We start from the raw sequence: 18,638 nt of genomic DNA on the forward strand, positions 1-18,638 counted from the left end.
GATGTTACTTTTACGTTAAACAACTTAAAAATAACAACAATGAAACTATTTTTTCTAGCAATTTGCTTTTTTCATGGACTCTCTGCCTTTGCAATCTCAATTCCTGTATTAGTTGCTGATGATGTGCTGCAATTCTATAAACGTGTTAAAGCCCAGTACAACCTTGAACAACTCAACGATTTTTCAACCTTGCCGCAAGGCCGTGACTTAATTGATTTAATTATTCTTGAACGAGCCCTAAAACTAGGAGGGTGTGGATGTACATTGGAGTTTAATAACAGTGGACTCTATGGACGAAATTTACAGCTCGTTAAAAGTGGTCAGTTTGTTATGACCGCAGATAGCGTGTGGCAGCAAGATACGCGCAATGAACAAGATAGCCTCTTAATCAGTAAACCAATCATTAAAAAAGGGCAATATGATGTCGGGCTTTATACCAGCGTACTAAACAGCAAAGCATTAAACATCTACTCACCTGAGCAAATTACTCACCTCACCGCTGCATCAAATCGTTATTGGAGCGCTGATTGGGCGACTTTGCATCAGCTTGCACCAAAAAAGTTTGCTCATGTTGATTCCTGGTACACTATGGTTAAGGTCATTCATCACCAAATGGCCGACTTTACTTTGCTACACTTCAGAAACAGTCAAGATTTGTCGATTAAATTAGATAATGCCATCCTAAAACCCATTCCAAATGTAAAAGCCATTTTATGGGACAGTCGACATTTTGCGTTATCGAAAAAACACCCGTTATCTCAACACGTATTTGAAGCGCTCAACATCGGACTTTTAGAACTAGAGCGCCAAGGATTAATCAACAAAGCTTACCAAGATATTGGGATCAGCTCACCTAAAACCAAAAACTGGACGGTGCTCAACCCCTTGCCACCGATTACCAATCAAGATCTCCTCAATTCACTTAGACATAAACCAATAGATTAACCTATCAAACTACAAAAAAAGCCGCATAAAATGCGGCTTTTGTAAATTATTAGCTAAGTAAAATTAGAAGAATTTAATTTTGAATTCTGCACCCACAAAGCGCTCTTCGTTGACCATACCGGTGTTATTGTTGAAATCTACACCACCAATAATGACTTGCTCATCTGTCAGGTTGCGAACAAATGCTGATACTTCATATTCATTATCGCCTGAGTCCCATGCATAACCTGCACGAACACCGCCTTCAAATAATGCTTCACCGGTAAACTCTTTTGCACGATATAAGAAGAAATCGATTTCAGAGCGATACGACCAATCTGTATAGGCAAAGAATTCACCGTTTTCTAACTCTTTGGTATAACGTAATGTGAAATTAGCAATCCACTCTGGCGCATGCGGTAAACTGTTACCATCAATTACAGCTAAACCTGCATCATTAAGTGAGCTAGTAACAGTACATTGACCACACACAGCGACTGCTAAGCCTGGGCTATCTAACTCAGTGTTATTGTAGCTAAGATTCACTGTGGCTAATAAATCATCTGTTAAGACCCATTCAGTATCTAGCTCAAAACCATAACCCGTTGTTTTATCAGCATTGATTAAACGATTAAAGTTTGAACCACCGCCTACCGCGGTTAGCTGCTGATCATCCATTTGGAAGTAAAATACCGTTGCATTCACACGGCCACGGCCATCTAATACATCTGATTTTACGCCGGCTTCGATTGAATTAATTGTTTCTGACTTAGCGACTGTGACTTCATCACCAAACAAAATACGACCTTGAATACTTGGCGCACGGAAACCATTGGCAATACGCGCAAAGAAGTTAATATCGCGGCTGTATTTATATGCGGCACTCAAATCCCAACTAACATGACTATCGCTTGGATTAGCTGTGCCCATTAAATAATCTGGTGAACCATTCCATGGTGTTGGGTTACTGAAACGTTCAGCAACAAAGTCCTTTTCATCATCAGAGTAGCGTAAACCCGCAGTGATTTTTAACTCATCGGTTAAGGTGTAATCTGCAGAGCCAAATACAGCCCATGCATTAGTTTTTTGATTTTGTATCGCATAACCATTTTGCGCACCGTTCGCTAGCGTATCAAAGCTGAAGCTTTCGATGGTTAAGTCTTCATCAAAATAAAACGCACCCACTTGGTAGTTAAAATCACCACTAAAATTACTCGATAGACGAATTTCTTGGGTAATTTGATCGTGCTCAGGAATAGCATCAGCACTTTCTGCAGGGAATGCTATGACCCCAGGACCTTGGAAACCAGGCAAGAACGCAGCACCATAACCGCCATCAACATCTGCACGAGAATAAATCTCAGCGCTATCCCAAGCTGAAATAGACGTTAAAGTGTGTGCGTCAAAATCATATTCGACTTTTAAACTTACGCCTTCAGATTCAACTTGTTGGGTCGCACGCGTGGCTGCATCTTGGTAAACCACATCATTTTTAAACCCTTTACGGATATTATTGGTGCCTTTATCCATTAAGTTGGCATTAAACACAATTGGCTTACCATCTAAATCACGCACGTGATAATTTAACAAAGCAGTTAGATCGTCTTTTTCATATAAGAATTGTAAACGCGCCGCTTTTTCTGTGTAGCCACCTAGCACATCTTTTTCGAGGTTGCATTGATCAATTGGATCGCCAAAGTTAGGCACACAATTGTCGATGTAATCATCTTTATCTTGCACTAACATCGAAAAGCGGGCAGATACCGTATCAGTTAAACCACCACCTACAGCGCCCTCAAAATCAACCGCACCACGGCTACCATAAGAAATTGCACCGTAACCATCAAATTCTTGTGACGGTTTAACCGAGTCAAACTTCACTAAACCTGCAGGTGTATTACGACCAAACAGGGTACCCTGTGGGCCACGTAACACTTCGATGCGCGCAATATCAAAAACAGGGAAACCTTTTAAAATCGGGTTTTCTTGTACCACTTCATCAACCACTAGAGAAACAGGTTGAGATGCATTTAGATCAAAATCAGTATTGCCTAAACCACGAACATAAAAACGCGGGAAAGTGCGCCCAAAAGACGATTCAACCGTTAAACTAGGGATTTTGGCATTCATAAAACGAATGTCCATACCGGCTGAACTATATGCATCAAGGCCATCACCTTGTAATGCAGAAACCGACACAGGCACTTCTTGTGCATTTTCAACACGTTTACGTGCAGTAATTTGAATCACTTCAAGCTGAGAGTTTGTCGCTTTATCTTCACCCGATTCTTCTGCAGCTATTGCATTAACAGATAAACCTGCGGCAGAAAACAAAGCAGCCTTAATAAAAACTGCAAGCGTAGATTGTTTCATTGCTTTCATGTCTGAATAAACCTTTAGATCACTCTTATGTTCAACGGTAATATGTAGCGCCATATTACTTTGGCGGTATAAGGTTCAATTTTACGCGACGTTTGACGCGCGGACCTTAAGGTCAAGAGTGTGATGTACCTTAAGACTGAACTTTATGGCGGTAGAGTATAACATCTAATTACATTATTTTTGCAAGATAATCCTATAAACCTGAACTTTAACATCGGGTTAACCGTATTTTAAAGTCAAATTAGGCACATAATAGGAATATAGAGCAAAATTAACCCACCAAAATTTAGCTACATGCTGATTTTATTCGTTATTTTTCAAAATCCCCTTAGCCAAGGACATTTGACCTTAAGATTAGACGAGATCACACCACTTACCAAAGAATGTAATTTCAGCATTACATAAACTTTTTAGTCAGTAGAATGCGTAAGCCTTGAATGGCTCAGCCAACCTAGACACCTCTCTCTTACAAATTCCAAACGGTTTCAAGTCTGCGCAAATCTAAATGTAGGCGAAAAAAGTTGAGCTAATCAGCTTCGATCACCGGCCAATCTTTTACAAGAGGATTTAAAAATCCCGCATCTAAGTATGCTTTTTCTATCTGGCCCCGATCTTTTAAAATTGCGAGGCCTTTTTGTAACGCTGCAAATGTTTGTTGCCCTAAAGGATGCTTTTTTGACACCAAAAAATGACGGCTATCATTAAGAGCCACTTTAACATTGGGTACTGCAACCAAGTGGTATCCCTCACCTTTGTATTCAAAAGGAAAAGAAGTATTGAATGGTACCAGCATGGCATCAACCCAGCCTCGACTGACCATCTTGGCCATCGAGATCCAATCACTTTCATGTAGTAACGACTTAGGTTTGAGCGTTTGTAATGTTTGCCAGTCAACAGGCCAGTCATGGCTAGATACGATACTGATATCATGTAAATGTAATTGTTGAGCAACTTTATTCGCCGTTGAATTGCCTTTTTTTGTAAATAAACCAGCCATATATTGGCCTTTTTGAATTACGGGCTCCGAAATGTATACATCTTCACTCATTGTGCTGGCTTGCGACAACCAAACTGAGTCAAAGCTCATTAGTAGCAGCCCTTTTTCAAGCAGTAAGATATTACGAGCATCGTAATTACCGAGCTTAAATTCAAAGTCAAGCTCCAGTCCCCCCAAAAGAAGGGCTTGTTGAATTAAAATGAATTCAACCACATCTCGTTGAACAGTTTCGTGCTTAAAGTTTGTTATCGATGCGATTGGTCTACCTTGTATGATCGCTTGAGCATAATAGTAAATATCACTTTCAATGGTGATTTCAACTTTTGACTGACTCTGGGAATGGGCCATTTCCCCCCAGTACATAAGTAACGCAGCTAAGATTAAACGAAAATGCATCAGCACACTCCTCAAAACTACACTTTAAACTGCTCTAGCATTTGCTCTTGCGTTGCAATGTTTTGAACCTGATTTTTCATAGTCGCATCAACATTTTCAGCTTCATCAGCGACACGGTTTGAGATATCCTTAATTGCACATGCATTTCGATTCACCTCTTCAACCACAATCCGTTGCTCTTCAATGGAAGATGCAATCTGACTATTTAGGTTAACAATATGAGCAATGGAATCCCTAATTTCATTCAATGCTTGGGTTGCATGAGCAGCTTGCTCAACGGTTTGGCTGGCAGAGTGCTTGCTTTGAGTCATCTCTGCGACAGCGGCCGTGGCATTTTTTTGTAACTGATCAATCATACTTTTTATTTCAGTGGTTGCAGTTTGTGTTCGCGAAGCAAGTGTTCTGACTTCATCAGCAACCACAGCAAAGCCTCTACCTGATTCCCCCGCTCGGGCAGCTTCAATCGCCGCATTCAAAGCCAATAAATTAGTTTGTTCTGCAATCGCATTAATGACAGATAAGATGTTTTCGATTCCGCTCGTCGACACTTCAAGTTCTGCGACCACCGCAACAGCTTGATCAATTTGGGTTGACAATAAATCAACGGCCGATGTGGTGTCATTGACGACTGATTGCCCCTGCTGCGCAGAACGATCTGTTTGCTCAACGGCTTGAGCCGCCTCTTGGGCTGTATTAGAAATAACGACTGAGGTGGCTGCCATTTCATTGGTCGCCGTCGCTAAGGACTCCAATGCAGCGAGTTGCTGGTGTATCGCTTCATTAGCTGAATTTGCACCTTGAGAAGTTTGACTGGCATCAGCGAGGATTTTGTGACCTAACTCTTGAATATCATTAATCAACTTTTGCAGCATATGAGTAAACTGATTAAAGCTATTCGCCAGATCCGCAAATTCAGGCTCATTACTGACAGCCAAACGAGCAGTTAAATCTGCATTACCCGAAGCAACATTTTTCATCGCTATATTGATCAAATTCAAAGGTGCCATCAAGATATGGACAAAATAAGCGAGCCCCCCAACCCCAATAATTAACGACATAATCGAGTAAATAATTGCATCGTGTTTCATTTCGCTGACGGCTGAATATACTTTGTCTTTATCAAGTGCAATTCCCACCCACCAATCAACACCCTCAACGCGCTTAAACTGAACTAAGCGCACTTTATCCTCGATCATCACTTCTTGAATCGTTTGCAAGACTTCTGTCTGACCTAAAAATCTGTTTGACGGCTGTCCATTAAGCACTGCATTCGGGTGAGAAATAATTTGCCCATCGCCACTTAACATAAATGCATAACCCGCATCAAAAAGGTTAACCGAATTAATCATATCGCTGAGAGCTGCCAAACTGACATCAAAAAATATGGCGCCACTAAAACGACCACTTAACATCACAGGAGTGCCTATGGAGACTAAAATTTCTTTACTCACAGCATCGGCATAAGGGGCGGTAACAATAATGTCTTGAGCATTTTTTGCATCTTGATACCAAGGACGTTTACGGGGGTCCCAACTGGTTCCAGGATCCCAACTTGGGTCACTGGCCACATACTTCCCGGTGCTTTGTTGCCCATAGCCAATCAATATAAAATTTTTAGTTAAGGTTGGCGCCGCCAAAATGGGCGCTGCATTGGCTAAATCAGGGGTGTTTTCTATCAGGCTTGTCGTCAGTGCTGCTAATTGTGTTTTCCCCTGCATCTGCGCTGCGACTGTATTACTGATCCCTTGGAGTATTTCATTCACACTCTGAGCCACTTGGCTTTCGAGCTTAGCCTTAACAATCCAATATTGATTAACGGTAATAAAGCTCAAAGCCAGTAATAAAACCAGCGATGACGCTAAGACAATTTTATACTTGAATTTCACTGTGGACCCTTAAACTCAGTGTGTTTATTTAAGGGTATGTGATATCTAAAGAGTTGCAAAAAAATAACCGACCCATCTCTTACAAATCAGCGCTCTTTTTATATAAAAAGACAGTGTTAAATTATCGTTTTAAATCGGTTTTCTTTTCTACGGTCACGCTGAGTACGTGATTCAACCCAACGTCCACGAGCCACTGTTTGTTGACGCCTATCTTGGCTTTTACGACGATCTTCAATGCCATAATAACGGCCACTAAGTTGTACTCGTCTTGGCGTGTCTTGAGTGCTACTGAGGGGGTCACGGGCGTGGCGATGTTGTTCAGACTGCTCTTTTTGTTGCTTTTTAGCTGCAGTGCCTACTTCATTAACTAAATATGGGGTCACTAATCGTGCGAGATAATCCATTGTCGCTCTACTTCTTGATCTGCTTTCAACTATTAAATGGTGTTTAAGATATCGGCAGCACATGCAAACACTGCATGCTTGAATGTGCTGTATTAAAATTTTTCAAGTTATAAGTAGCGACTTTGCAAATGCTGTTTAAAGTATTCCACATTTAAAGCTTCACCCGTGGCGGATTCGACTAACTCAGAGGACGTCAGAATTGAACCTTTTTGCCAAATATTGTCATGGAGCCACGTAAAAATAGGTGCTAAATCACCCGAATTGATGCACGCACTGACATTGACTTCATTTTGCATGGCCTTGCGAAATTGAGCGGCATACATGGCACCCAAAGTGTAACTAGGAAAGTAACCAAACGACCCATCAGTCCAATGAATATCTTGCATACAGCCATCTTTGAAATTACCAGTCGTATCCACATTAAGGTAAGTTTGCATCTTGTGTTGCCATAACTCTGGAATGTCTCGATAACTAATTGTTTGATTCATCAAGTCCCTCTCTATTTCATAGCGCAACATTACATGAGCCGGGTAGGTCACTTCATCAGCATCAACCCGAATAAAACCAGGTTGTACCCGCGTATATAATTTCAGTAAATTATCCTCGCTGAGCATCCCCTTATCGATGTGCGAAAAATGCTGCTGAATGCTAGGAGCTAGAGCTGAAATAAATTCTGCACTGCGCCCAAGTTGCATTTCAAAGAATAGACTTTGTGACTCGTGGATCCCCATCGAACGTGCAAACCCTGCAGGTTGGCCAGCTAAAGATTTGGGAAGCCCTTGCTCATAACGTGCATGCCCCGTTTCGTGGATAATGCCCATTAAAGATTGCACAAAGTCAGTTTCATCATAGCGTGTTGTGATCCTGACATCGCTTGGCGTTCCCCCACAAAATGGGTGAGAACTGCTATCTAAGCGGCCTTGATTAAAGTCAAATCCTAATAAACCCATCACTCGTTGACCAAGCGCTTGCTGTTGATCGACGGCAAATAACCCACGGGGTTGAACAAATTTCTCGCCTTGCTGTTTGGCGATAATTTGTTGAGTGAGCGGTGCCAACCACGTTTTCATTTCACCAAATAAGTTATCGAGCTGCGCAGAATCGACTCCAGGTTCATACAAATCAAGCATCGAATCATAAGCACTGCAATTGTTTGCTTGTGCACGGATTTGCGCTTCTTGTTGTGAGAGTGAAACCACTTCGGAAAAATTCGCGCTAAACCCTTGCCAATCATTATTAGTCCGCTGGGTCCGCCACGCATGTTCGCACTTAGATCCTGCCAACGATTTTGCCTCGACTAAGTCTTTGGGGATCACGGTTGCTTGCTGCCAACTTCGCGTCATTTCTCGTAAGTTTGCCGCTTGCGTTGCACTTAACGCTTCATCTTTTGCTTCATTCAACCAATCTCCCAATTGTGGGGCGGTGCGCAATTGATGGATATGCAACGCCAATTCGGCCATTGCCTCTGCTCTGGCTTGATTACCACCCGAAGGCATCATAGTTGCTTGATCCCAACCACAAATCGCCGCTAAATGGTTAAATCGATCAAGTTTTGCAAAGTGCGTGGTTAGTTTTTGATAATAAGTCATAAATACTCACTTAGGGATTCGTAATTAAGGGTGTGGCCTGATAAACCTTGCTAATAACAAAGTGGTTTTTTCGATATTTTTTTGCAATGTTGTTAAGTCTGCAACCTCATTTTGAGTATGAGCACCTCGGCCCATCAGTCCCAAGCCATCAAGAGCCATGTCAACATGGTTAGCTGCAAATGAAATATCAGCTGCCCCCGCTTTACGCGGATCCGCAGCGACAACCGCACCATAGCCTAAATCAACACTCGCTTGATGGTAACGCGACAGTAAATCTAAATTTCCTTTACTAAGCGTCATGGGTGGATAACCCGTTTCAAACTCAATAGATGCTTGGCTATGTGGTAAGTTGTTGCCCACTATCTCTGTCATCTTTTGTTTCGCGTTCTCTAGTTGTTGTAATGAAAATGCTCTTAAATCACCTTTCACAACCACCTCTTTAGCAATTACATTACTTTTTCCAAACGCCTGACCCGATGAACTTTCACCGTGCTCAGTCACTCGTGTCCCTCCTACAATAAGGCCAGGGTTGAAGCTGAGATTCTCTTGATTTGCTAAGCCTGTTCGGAGGCTTTCTAAGATACGAGCGGCTTCAAAAATCGCGCCACTCCCAACATCAGGTGTAAAAATTTGCGATGAGTGTGCCGGCTGTGCACGTACTCTTAATGTCCAGCCAGTGTAACCCCTCCGCGCTGCCATGGCAGTGCCAATATTATTATCACCATTTTCAAACCCTAACGCTATATCAGCCCAAATCGCCGCATCAACAATGGCTTTTTTTGACAACAATAATGGGTCGCCACTACTTTCTTCATCTCCAGTCAGCAGTATTTTAATACTGAGCTTATCTAAGAGCGCGAGCCTTTTTAACATCCGCATACTGGTAATTATGATGGCATTGCCACCTTTCATGTCAGCGACTCCCGGACCCTTAGCGGTGTTATCGTCGATGAGTTGGTAAGTTTGAAATTTATCCTCTTGACTAAATACTGTGTCTAAATGGCCAATCATCACTATTTTTGGTGCCAAAGGATCAACACTTATTTTTGAAGCCAGTAAATGCCCGGCCCGATTAAAATGGCTCCCATCAAGCCACTGCGTGGTGAACCCAAGTGCTGATAATTGCTGATCGGCCAATGCTGCAACGGCTTTGACTCCTGCAAAATTCATACTTCCACTATTAATGTTGACTGATTGCTCAAGCTCTTTGAGCGTTTGCGGGATTAACTGCGCGGAATGTTGTTTAATCGTTTGCTCAAGAGTTAATGACGCTGCATGTAATGAGTCGCTCATCACTACAACGTGACATAATAAGAGCCAAATTGTCCCTTTTAGTATCTGCATAATAATCGACGATCCTATTGATTGATGTTCACTACTATCAAATAAATCCCCTCATCATGCAATTGCAACTTACTCGTTAAACAAAAAAGGCCTCTAATAAGAGGCCTTTGTGGTTGGGGATACTATACTTTTTGGCTTGTTCTCACTATTTAGGAACAGGAAAACCACGGTCTCGCATTAATGCACTCACATCCGCGTCTTTACCTCTAAATAGACGATAAGCTTGCGCTGGATCGACCGCATTGCGAACACTAAATAAATGCTCAACTAATTTATCGGCTAAGGCGTCGTCATAAAACCCACCTGGGCTGCTCGCAAATGCTTCAGCCGCATCCGAGGTCAGTACTTCGGCCCATAAATAACCATAATACCCTGCAGAATACCCTTCACCTGAAAATATATGACCAAAGTGCGTACTGCGGTGACGCATCACGACTTCTTTGGGCATCCCCAAACGCGCAAGTTCTGCTTGCTCAAACTTGGCCGGATCGATTTTATCTGGATCAGTGGTATGGTAAAGCATGTCCATTAAGGCTGAGCCTAAATATTCCGTGGTGCTAAAGCCCTGATTAAATGTGGCTGAACGTTTAATTTTATCCACCAGCGACTTAGGCATAGGTTCACCCGTTTGTGCATGAACTAAATACTGGTTAATCACCTCGTCTGTGGTTAACCAGCGCTCTAATAGCTGCGACTGAAATTCAGTGTAATCTCTCACGCCTGAATTTGAAGTCGGGTAAGCCACATTAGCAGATAAGAAATGTAAAGCATGGCCAAACTCATGGAAAAAGGTTTCCGCATCTGACCAAGATACTAAGGTCGGCTTACCTTCAGGGGCTTTAACAAAGTTAGAGTTATTCGATGACAGTACAGTTTTAGGACCATCAAAAGAAGTATAACTGCGATAGGTGGTGGCCCACGCCCCTGAACGCTTTCCTTTTCGACCATATGGGTCTAAGTACCATAAACCAATGTGCGCACCGGTCGTTTTATCCGTCACATCCCATACTTTCACATCTTCATGAAAGACAGGCACCGTACCTTGTGCCACTGGCGTAAAGTTAAAGTTAAATAGTCGACCAGCCACATAGAACATCGCTTCACGCAAGTTATCTAACTGTAAGTACTGTTTAACTTCATTTGAATCAAGATCATATTTTGCTTTTCTGACTTGCTCGGCATAAAAGCGGTAATCCCAAGGTTCAATGGTAATATTGGCCCCTTGCTGATCGGCAATCGCTTGCATATCGGCGACTTCTTCTTTCACGCGTGCAATAGCCGCAGGCCATACTTTATTCATTAAAGCCATGGCATTTTCAGGCGTTTTTGCCATGCGATCTTCAAGACGCCATTGCGCGTAATTATCGTAGCCGAGTAACTCTACGCGCTCATCACGTAAAGTTAGAATTTGTTTAATCGTGGCGTTGTTATCAAATTCATCACCATTGCCGCCGCGGTTGTAGTAGTTTTTCCACACTTGCTCACGCAGCGCACGCTCTGTCGAATACGTTAAAAAAGGGTCCATGGATGAACGCGAATTAGTAATGGCATACTGCCCTTCTTTTCCTCGTTCTTTTGCTGCAGCCGCTGCAGCGTCAATTTGTGATTGCGACAACCCTCCTAACTGATCTTGGTTTAAGAAGACCACATAGTTTTCTTCATCTGCTAACACATTACTAGCAAATTTTGTATGGAGCTCTGCTAATTGCTGATTAATGTCAGCGTAACGGGCCTTATCTTCTGCATTAAGCGTCGCGCCATTTCGGGCAAAGCGGTTATAAGTCAGCCAAGTCACACGCTGCTGTTCAGCTGTCAGTGTATTTAGCTCATCTGACTCATAAACGGCTTTAACACGCGTAAACAGCGCTTCATTTTGCGTTATTTTTGAGCTAAATGCCGATAATTTTGGCGCCATTTCTTTTTGAATAGCACGAAACTCTGGACTTGATTGATTCGAACGCCAAATTCCATAATAAGTGAACACGCGGCTTAAATCTTGACCCGCTCGCTCTAACGCGACAATAGTATTCTCAAATGTTGCTGGTGCAGTTTGTGATGTAATGGCATCTATTTCTGACAAATTGGCTGCCATGGCCTGCTCTATGGCCGGTTTAATATCGGCTAAGGACATTTTATCAAATGCAGGGACACCATTATATGGGCCAGAAAAAGGCGCAAGCAGAGCATTGTTATCACTAGGAGCTGCAACCGACTGGGTTACTTGTTTGCTTGAATTACTTGTTGAAGAGTCGGTACAAGCAGTGAGCGCTAGGCATACCGCTGCACTGAGTAAAGAGGTCATCATTTTATTCATAATTTGGTCACTTCCGCTTATTATTCGTGATCGATGGGATAGAACGACACAGTCGAGTTTCATCATAAGAAGTACGCGCTAAACTACAATAAAATTGCGCCAGACGGTGGTTTTTAACCGATAACTCTCCGTAACAAGAAGCAAATAGTCTGTCTTGTTATTTACCTGATCTTTTTCTTTATACATAGAGTGCTTTGCAAGTCACTCCTTTCGCTCAGTCTCTGAGGTTTAAACCCAGTCATGCTTACTTGGTCTACACTAAAACCTGACAACCAAAAGGAATACCATGCTGCAAATCATTGCCAACATTCGCTCTCAGTATCGCATTGCACTTTTACTCATCGCGATTCTTTCTAGTTGTTCAGCGTTTTTAATTCAATCAATGTTATCGGTGCAACAAGAAGACGCTAAAATAGTCAATATCGCTGGGATGCAGCGCATGCTGTCGCAAAGAATGGCATGGCATAGCGCACACTTAATCTGGTTCAATACGACCTCTCACAAAAAAGCTGCTGTGAATATTGAAACGGTAAAATCAGCATTACAACAAGACTTAACTCAATTTAGTAATAATCATCGGCAACTCATTTCACGCCAGTCAAACGGGGATTATCTTTATCTAACACCCACACTGCAAACCTTGTACTTTGAACACCCTGTCCAGTTAAATAAACAAGTCGACGACTTTATCTCTTTAACCAATGAGTTACTCATCCATAACACGCTCAGCCAAAAACAAGTCGATGCTCTGCAAATTGAATCCATGACAGCCTTTCTCAATAATCTCAATCTGGCTGTCAGTCAATTTGAATATAATGCCGTCACTAAGGTTGAAAGGTTATCTAATCTTGAGTTATTTCTTTGGCTATTAACTTTGCTCATTTTAGTGTTTGAACTTAAGTTTATTTTCATTCCACTTGAGAAAAAAGTACTCGATGCGGTCTCCCGTTACCAACAACAAAAAGACAAAGCCGAATTTGCCGTTACCGTACGAGAGCGATTCATTGCACGGACAAATCATGAACTCAGAACGCCATTACAAGGCCTGTTATTTATTCTTGAAGAACTCGCTAACCAACATCACCAAGACGATAACATCAAAAAAGCCCACAATTACGCTCATCGGCTGCGCTTATTGTTAGATGAATTTAATGACTTTGAACAATTTGAATCTGGGCTATGGCAACTTAATAACACCTCACAATCTCTTAAAACCACCTTAGATACGATTATTATGCCATTTGAGCAATTGAGCCTGAATCAGGGGCTAAACTGGCAGTACGCCTGTCTTAGTGATATGACCTTAAACGTTCATACTGATCATGAACGCTTGGCAAAGGTCATTAAAGAGCTACTTGATAATGCCATTAAATTTACTGAGCAAGGCCATGTCAGCATCTCTTGTGAACTGCATCGTCGCAGCGAACAATATATAGATCTTAGCATTACCATCGAAGACAGCGGCTGCGGCTTTAATACTCATTTATTTGATCACACTTTGAATCAAGAAGACCAAAGTAATCATTTTCAAGGCTTACACCTTGGGCTTATTCGCGTAAAGCATATTCTCAACGCAATGAACGCCACGATGCAACTCGCAGGCTGCCAACCACATGGAACCAAAATATCTTTACTTGTGCCTATCACTCAGTCCACAGTGAAAAACATGCGCATCCCAGAAAACCTGCATTGTCTTATTGTTGAAGATAACGCTCTTAACGCAATCATTTTAGGGAAAACACTCGATCAAATAGGCTATAGCCATGAACTGGCTATTAATGGCCAAAAAGCGATTGAGTTTGAGAACCTTGGTCAATTCGATGTCATTTTCATGGATTTAAATATGCCTGTCATGGATGGTTTTCAAGCCTTAGAGATACTTCGTAAAGACAAAGAGCTCACCCTTCCCATCATTGTGATTACAGCCAATACTTCACAGCATGATATTAAACGCGCCTACGCTGCTGGAGCAAACGCACATATTCATAAACCGTTTAATCTTGATGATCTGAAATCTGTTCTGGCGCAGCATTTTAATCAAGACAATGACTCCATAAAGTAACCCCACATGTTCATTTCGGAATAAATTATTCTTAATTGTTCTGAATTTTAAGTACCTAAAAAGTGTAATTTATCTGTCATACCAGTATGTTACTAATATGTTAACTACATAGTTTGGACGACAGCGTTATCAAAGCATTACATTATAAATTTGCAATTACGCATATTTTGGCCATGTTGGCACTGTTTATTAGCCTTTTTACAGGTTTGCGTATTAGCCTAGTCAGCCACCAAGATTTTGCATGGCTATCGGCTGTATTGCCCCAAGGTCAAGTTCATAGCTGGCATTTTTATGCGGGCATAATGTTAACTTGCGTAGCTATTTATTTTGCCAGCTATTACAAACAGCTGAAAAGACCGACTCACAATCTTAAATTAAAAACCCGCTATCATCGGCTCGTTAATCAATTTGGTTACCTTGTGTTAATCCTCGCGTTAGTGACTGGCTGGCTGCGTTGGTTATCCAATGACGCAGTGGCGATAAATGCAAATTGGCATTACTACAGTGTATTTGGCATTGTGTTATACCTGTTTTTACACAGTTATATTTATTGGCTAGAACAAGGGGCAAAGCTAATCCCTCGTCTAATGCCTAGCAAACTTTGGCAAACAAAACACACATGGTTTTCGGTGATCATCTGCTTAACCAGCAGTGTATTTTTATATACAACTGTGATTGATTCTGCGAGTCGCGACCAACTGACTGTTTCGCACCTATCTTTGGATACATTTATCGACATTGATGGCCAAGCGCTTGAGCCGAACTGGCAACAAGCCCAAAGCATCACCGTTCATACTTATGGCGGCGCTAACTTTGTTGATGGCCAAACTCAGGTTGAGATTAAAGCCATGGCAAATGAAGATGAGGTCTACTTTTTATTCCGCTGGGCAGATCCCACCGCAAGCTTACAACATTTACCACTGGAAAAAACGGCACAGGGTTGGCAGGTAAAAGAGCAAGGGTTTTACCAGTTTAACGAAACCCACTATTACGAAGACAAATTTGCCGTAATGCTCTCACAAACCTGTGGTCACGGTGGCGATGGGACAGCTCATCTTGGGTCACAGCCACTCAAAAACAAACCTCGCAATGCACACGGTAAAGGCTACCATGCCAGTTTAGATGGCCAGACCCGTGACTTATGGCATTGGAAAGCGGTACGCACTAACGACATGTTTTTAGCCGATGATAATTTTATTGGCGCACCATTAAAACCACAAACAGGCTCCAGGCGCTATACCGCAGGATACGTGGCCGATAGTCACGAATCAGGTGTGTATGTCATGAATTGGCAATGGTACTCACCAATTGGGGTTACTCCCAAGCGCCTTCCCATTCATCCTGCGACCAATAAACCAGCTTCCCCTGAGGTTGTTGGCGCATGGTTTGATTATCAACCGTACCAAACCAAGCATGATACGTACCCTATTGGTACTCAATTACCCTCTGTGCTCTATCGCTCAAACCGCATAGAAGGCGATCGTGCAGATGTGCGAGCCCGTGGTCATTGGCAAGCAGGATTTTGGACTTTAGAAATGGTGCGTAAACGCGATACGGGTTCAGCTAAAGATATTAGGTTACAGAACAATATCTGTTTGTGGGTCAGTGCATTTGATGCCTCGCAAATTGCCCATACTCGACATGAAAGACCCCTACAACTGGCGTTTTTAACACCATGAAAACACGTTTCTTAATCAGTTTATTTTTTATTAGTGGCCTGCTTTATATTGGCGCAATGGTAACCCTTCCCACACCACCAGCTGATCCTCATTGGCAAAAAATATCAGCGCAAGGTCAGCCATTAACGCCGTGGCAAGGCCCATGGGCCTGTGTATTTGATCGCCGACAACAACTGTTTTGGGAAACAAAAACCGACGACGAATCAATTCATGATGGCAACTGGACATATTCTTGGTTCCAAGACGCTTTTGGTACAGAAAATCACGGCGATTGTTATTTTGAAGACAAACGCTGTGATACTGACGATCTAATTCGGCGCACCAACCAACAACAACTATGTGGCCAAACACAGTGGCGTCTGCCAACCCAAGCGGAATTACTTGCACTAAAACAAACCCAAGATAGACCCGGACAAATCGCTCTCGCGACGGATTATTTCATCCATATAAAACATGGCGATTATTGGACAAGTTCTCATCAACAGCCGTTGAGTGGTATTTTCCGCCATTTAAAACACGGCGCTGTAGCGGTCAATATGACCCATGTCACCCCGCTCACCTTGCCCTATCGTAATGCGGCGTTTGTTATTTTAGTGAGTGAGGCCAACAGTGCCCCATGACCTGTTTAGTTTTTCAACCTATGGCTTGGCACCGTGCTAAGCCAACACATTACAAGGAAAGCACTATGAAACTGCGTCATGTATCCCTGATTGGGATAGGACTGCTGACACTGGCCACCGATACATTGGCCGCAAGTAAGCAGCATCGTCTTATATGGGATCATAACCCCAGTAATCAAGCGACCATTGGCTTTAGCCCTGCAGGCAGCCAAAATCACTATATTAAATATGGTTTATCGACCGATGAACAAACGTGGACCAATCAGTCAATCACGGCAACACGCACTTTTGCAGGCAGCCTGACAAGCCACTTCGTTACCTTGAAAAATTTACCCAGCAACCAGAGCGTGCATTATCGAGTGTGTGATGATGGTGGCTGTGGCGACAGGCTCTGGTTTAAAACAGCCCCGAATGATCAGTCTGGTTTTGTGATGGTTGCAGGTGGCGATACCCGCACAGGTTGGACAACACGTCGTCAGGGTAATCGTTTAGTTGCCAAAATTCGTCCCTTAGTGATTCTGCACGGCGGCGATTACACCAACGCTAATTCTGCTTCTGAAATGAACACCTATTTGGATGATTGGCAGTTAACTATGTCTGACGATACCATTGATGGCCTGAGTTATAAGCGTATTTACCCGTTTATCCCCACTCACGGGAACCATGAAGACAACAACTACAGCACTTTATGCCAAGTGTTTGGGGTCGATTACGACCAAAATGGCCAATGTGATGCAAAAGACACCTATGGCTCAGTCACCTTATCACCATTATTAAAAGTCTATACGCTCAATAGTCAATTCAAAAATAGTGGCTGGTCAAGCTATGCCAACGCCATGAACACTTGGCTGCAACAAGACTTAGCCAGTAACAACGCAAAATGGCAAGTAGCGCAATACCATAAACCTATGTACCCCCACTACAGTGGCAAATCAGATAACACCACGTTATTTAATTGGTGGGCCAATCACTTTTACACTTACGGCATGAATGTTGTTGTCGAATCCGACACTCACATCAACAAACTCACTCAAGCGATTAAACCTTCAGGGAGTGGTTTTACTGAAACCACTACCGGAGGCACGGTTTATGTGGGTGAAGGATCATGGGGAGCGCCTGCACGCTCAGCCAACGACCCTAAATCATGGACGATTGATTTAGCCAGCATTCAACAGTTTAAAGTGATGAGCGTCACGGCACAGCAATTGGACGTGCGCACCGCGCAATTTGATGCCAGTGCAAACAGTCTCAGTCGCGAAGCACGGCAAGCCGATCCTTTGGCATTACCTAGTAATGTAAACTGGTGGTACGCCAATACTGTTGGCGAAGTGATGAACTTAGTGCAATCAAGTAGCGGGAAAACAGTGATTGATCTTGGAACGGTCGATCCCATTGATCCACCAACAGAATTACAAAACAAGCAAACTGTGGCCAACTTAAACGCAACAAAAGGTCAGCAACAGGCTTTTACCTTCAATGTGCCGCAAAACGCCACCAATTTAACCATTAACACCAGTGGTGGAACGGGGGATGTTGATTTATATGTAAAATTAAATAGCCCCGCCAGCACCAATAATTATGACTGTCGGCCATTTAAAAATGGTAATAACGAAAGCTGTAATATATCTGCAAGCCAAACTGGGACTTACCATGTGATGCTCAATGCCTATAGTACCTATGCCAATGTAAACTTACTGGCATCTTACGATGAAGATACTGGCAATCCCGGTCAACAAGGATCATTTACTGATTTAAGTGCGACTACGGATAATTGGATTTACAAACACATTACCTTGCCCGCAGGTGTCACGTCTTTAAACGTTGTACTTTCTGGCGGTACAGGTGATGCGGATCTGTACGTTCGTCACAATCAGCAACCGAACAAAAACGACTATCAATGCCGCCCCTACAAAAATGGTAATAATGAAAGCTGTACCATCAGCAATCCCGCACAAGGTCAGTGGTTTTTGGCACTCAATGCCTATAAAAGCTTTAGTAATGTCACTATTAGTTACACTTATCAGTAACCTGAGTTCAAGTT

The 18,638-nt window shown here is 42.6% G+C and carries 12 protein-coding genes; 5 read left to right on the forward strand and 7 right to left on the reverse strand.

The window, feature by feature from the left end; genetic code table 11:
- Nucleotides 1-39 precede the first annotated feature (39 nt).
- Entirely contained in the window at nt 40-945 is a 906-nt protein-coding gene (locus AC3KVK_RS11670; RefSeq protein WP_490312930.1) for a hypothetical protein, read from the forward strand.
- 63 nt (nt 946-1,008) lie between these two features.
- On the opposite strand, the gene AC3KVK_RS11675 is transcribed toward AC3KVK_RS11670, so the two are convergent.
- From AC3KVK_RS11675 to AC3KVK_RS11705, 7 genes are all read right to left on the reverse strand, one after another.
- Nucleotides 1,009-3,306: a TonB-dependent receptor gene (locus AC3KVK_RS11675; protein ID WP_490312931.1), complete on the reverse strand. Its 2,298-nt coding sequence runs from the start codon at nt 3,304-3,306 to the stop codon at nt 1,009-1,011.
- 526 nt (nt 3,307-3,832) lie between these two features.
- Complete coding sequence (locus tag AC3KVK_RS11680) at nt 3,833-4,699, reverse strand: type 2 periplasmic-binding domain-containing protein (protein ID WP_490312932.1); 867 nt, start codon at nt 4,697-4,699, stop codon at nt 3,833-3,835.
- 17 nt (nt 4,700-4,716) lie between these two features.
- On the reverse strand, nt 4,717-6,585 hold the full coding sequence (locus tag AC3KVK_RS11685; protein ID WP_490312933.1) for a methyl-accepting chemotaxis protein: 1,869 nt from the start codon (nt 6,583-6,585) through the stop codon (nt 4,717-4,719).
- A gap of 116 nt (nt 6,586-6,701) precedes the next feature.
- Nucleotides 6,702-6,989 (reverse strand): hypothetical protein, encoded by a 288-nt coding sequence (locus AC3KVK_RS11690; RefSeq protein ID WP_490312934.1) that lies wholly within the window; start codon nt 6,987-6,989, stop codon nt 6,702-6,704.
- A gap of 107 nt (nt 6,990-7,096) precedes the next feature.
- Nucleotides 7,097-8,578: a carboxypeptidase M32 gene (locus AC3KVK_RS11695; protein WP_490312935.1), complete on the reverse strand. Its 1,482-nt coding sequence runs from the start codon at nt 8,576-8,578 to the stop codon at nt 7,097-7,099.
- A gap of 24 nt (nt 8,579-8,602) precedes the next feature.
- Nucleotides 8,603-9,922, reverse strand: coding sequence for a M20/M25/M40 family metallo-hydrolase (locus AC3KVK_RS11700; RefSeq protein WP_490312936.1), 1,320 nt, complete (start codon nt 9,920-9,922; stop codon nt 8,603-8,605).
- A gap of 145 nt (nt 9,923-10,067) precedes the next feature.
- A complete protein-coding gene (locus AC3KVK_RS11705) occupies nt 10,068-12,236 on the reverse strand; it encodes a M3 family metallopeptidase (RefSeq protein WP_490312937.1) in 2,169 nt (722 codons plus the stop codon).
- A gap of 286 nt (nt 12,237-12,522) precedes the next feature.
- On the opposite strand from AC3KVK_RS11705, the gene AC3KVK_RS11710 reads away from it, so the two are divergent.
- The 4 genes from AC3KVK_RS11710 to AC3KVK_RS11725 all read left to right on the forward strand — a co-directional run bounded on the left by AC3KVK_RS11710 (nt 12,523) and on the right by AC3KVK_RS11725 (nt 18,624).
- A complete protein-coding gene (locus AC3KVK_RS11710) occupies nt 12,523-14,298 on the forward strand; it encodes a response regulator (protein ID WP_490312938.1) in 1,776 nt (591 codons plus the stop codon).
- Nucleotides 14,299-14,411: 113 nt separating this feature from the next.
- Nucleotides 14,412-15,977 carry an ethylbenzene dehydrogenase-related protein gene (locus tag AC3KVK_RS11715; protein ID WP_490312939.1) on the forward strand — a complete coding sequence of 522 codons (1,566 nt, stop codon included), beginning with the start codon at nt 14,412-14,414 and terminating at the stop codon, nt 15,975-15,977.
- Nucleotides 15,974-16,597, forward strand: coding sequence for an Lcl domain-containing protein (locus AC3KVK_RS11720; RefSeq protein WP_490312940.1), 624 nt, complete (start codon nt 15,974-15,976; stop codon nt 16,595-16,597). The genes AC3KVK_RS11715 and AC3KVK_RS11720 overlap by 4 nt, the downstream gene beginning before the upstream one ends.
- Nucleotides 16,598-16,662: 65 nt before the next feature.
- The gene (locus AC3KVK_RS11725) at nt 16,663-18,624 is read left to right on the forward strand and encodes a pre-peptidase C-terminal domain-containing protein (RefSeq protein WP_490312941.1); all 1,962 of its coding nucleotides are present in this window, start codon (nt 16,663-16,665) and stop codon (nt 18,622-18,624) included.
- The last annotated feature ends 14 nt before the right edge of the window (nt 18,625-18,638 follow it).

It is taken from the genome of Pseudoalteromonas sp. J2K-J979 (assembly GCF_058169715.2).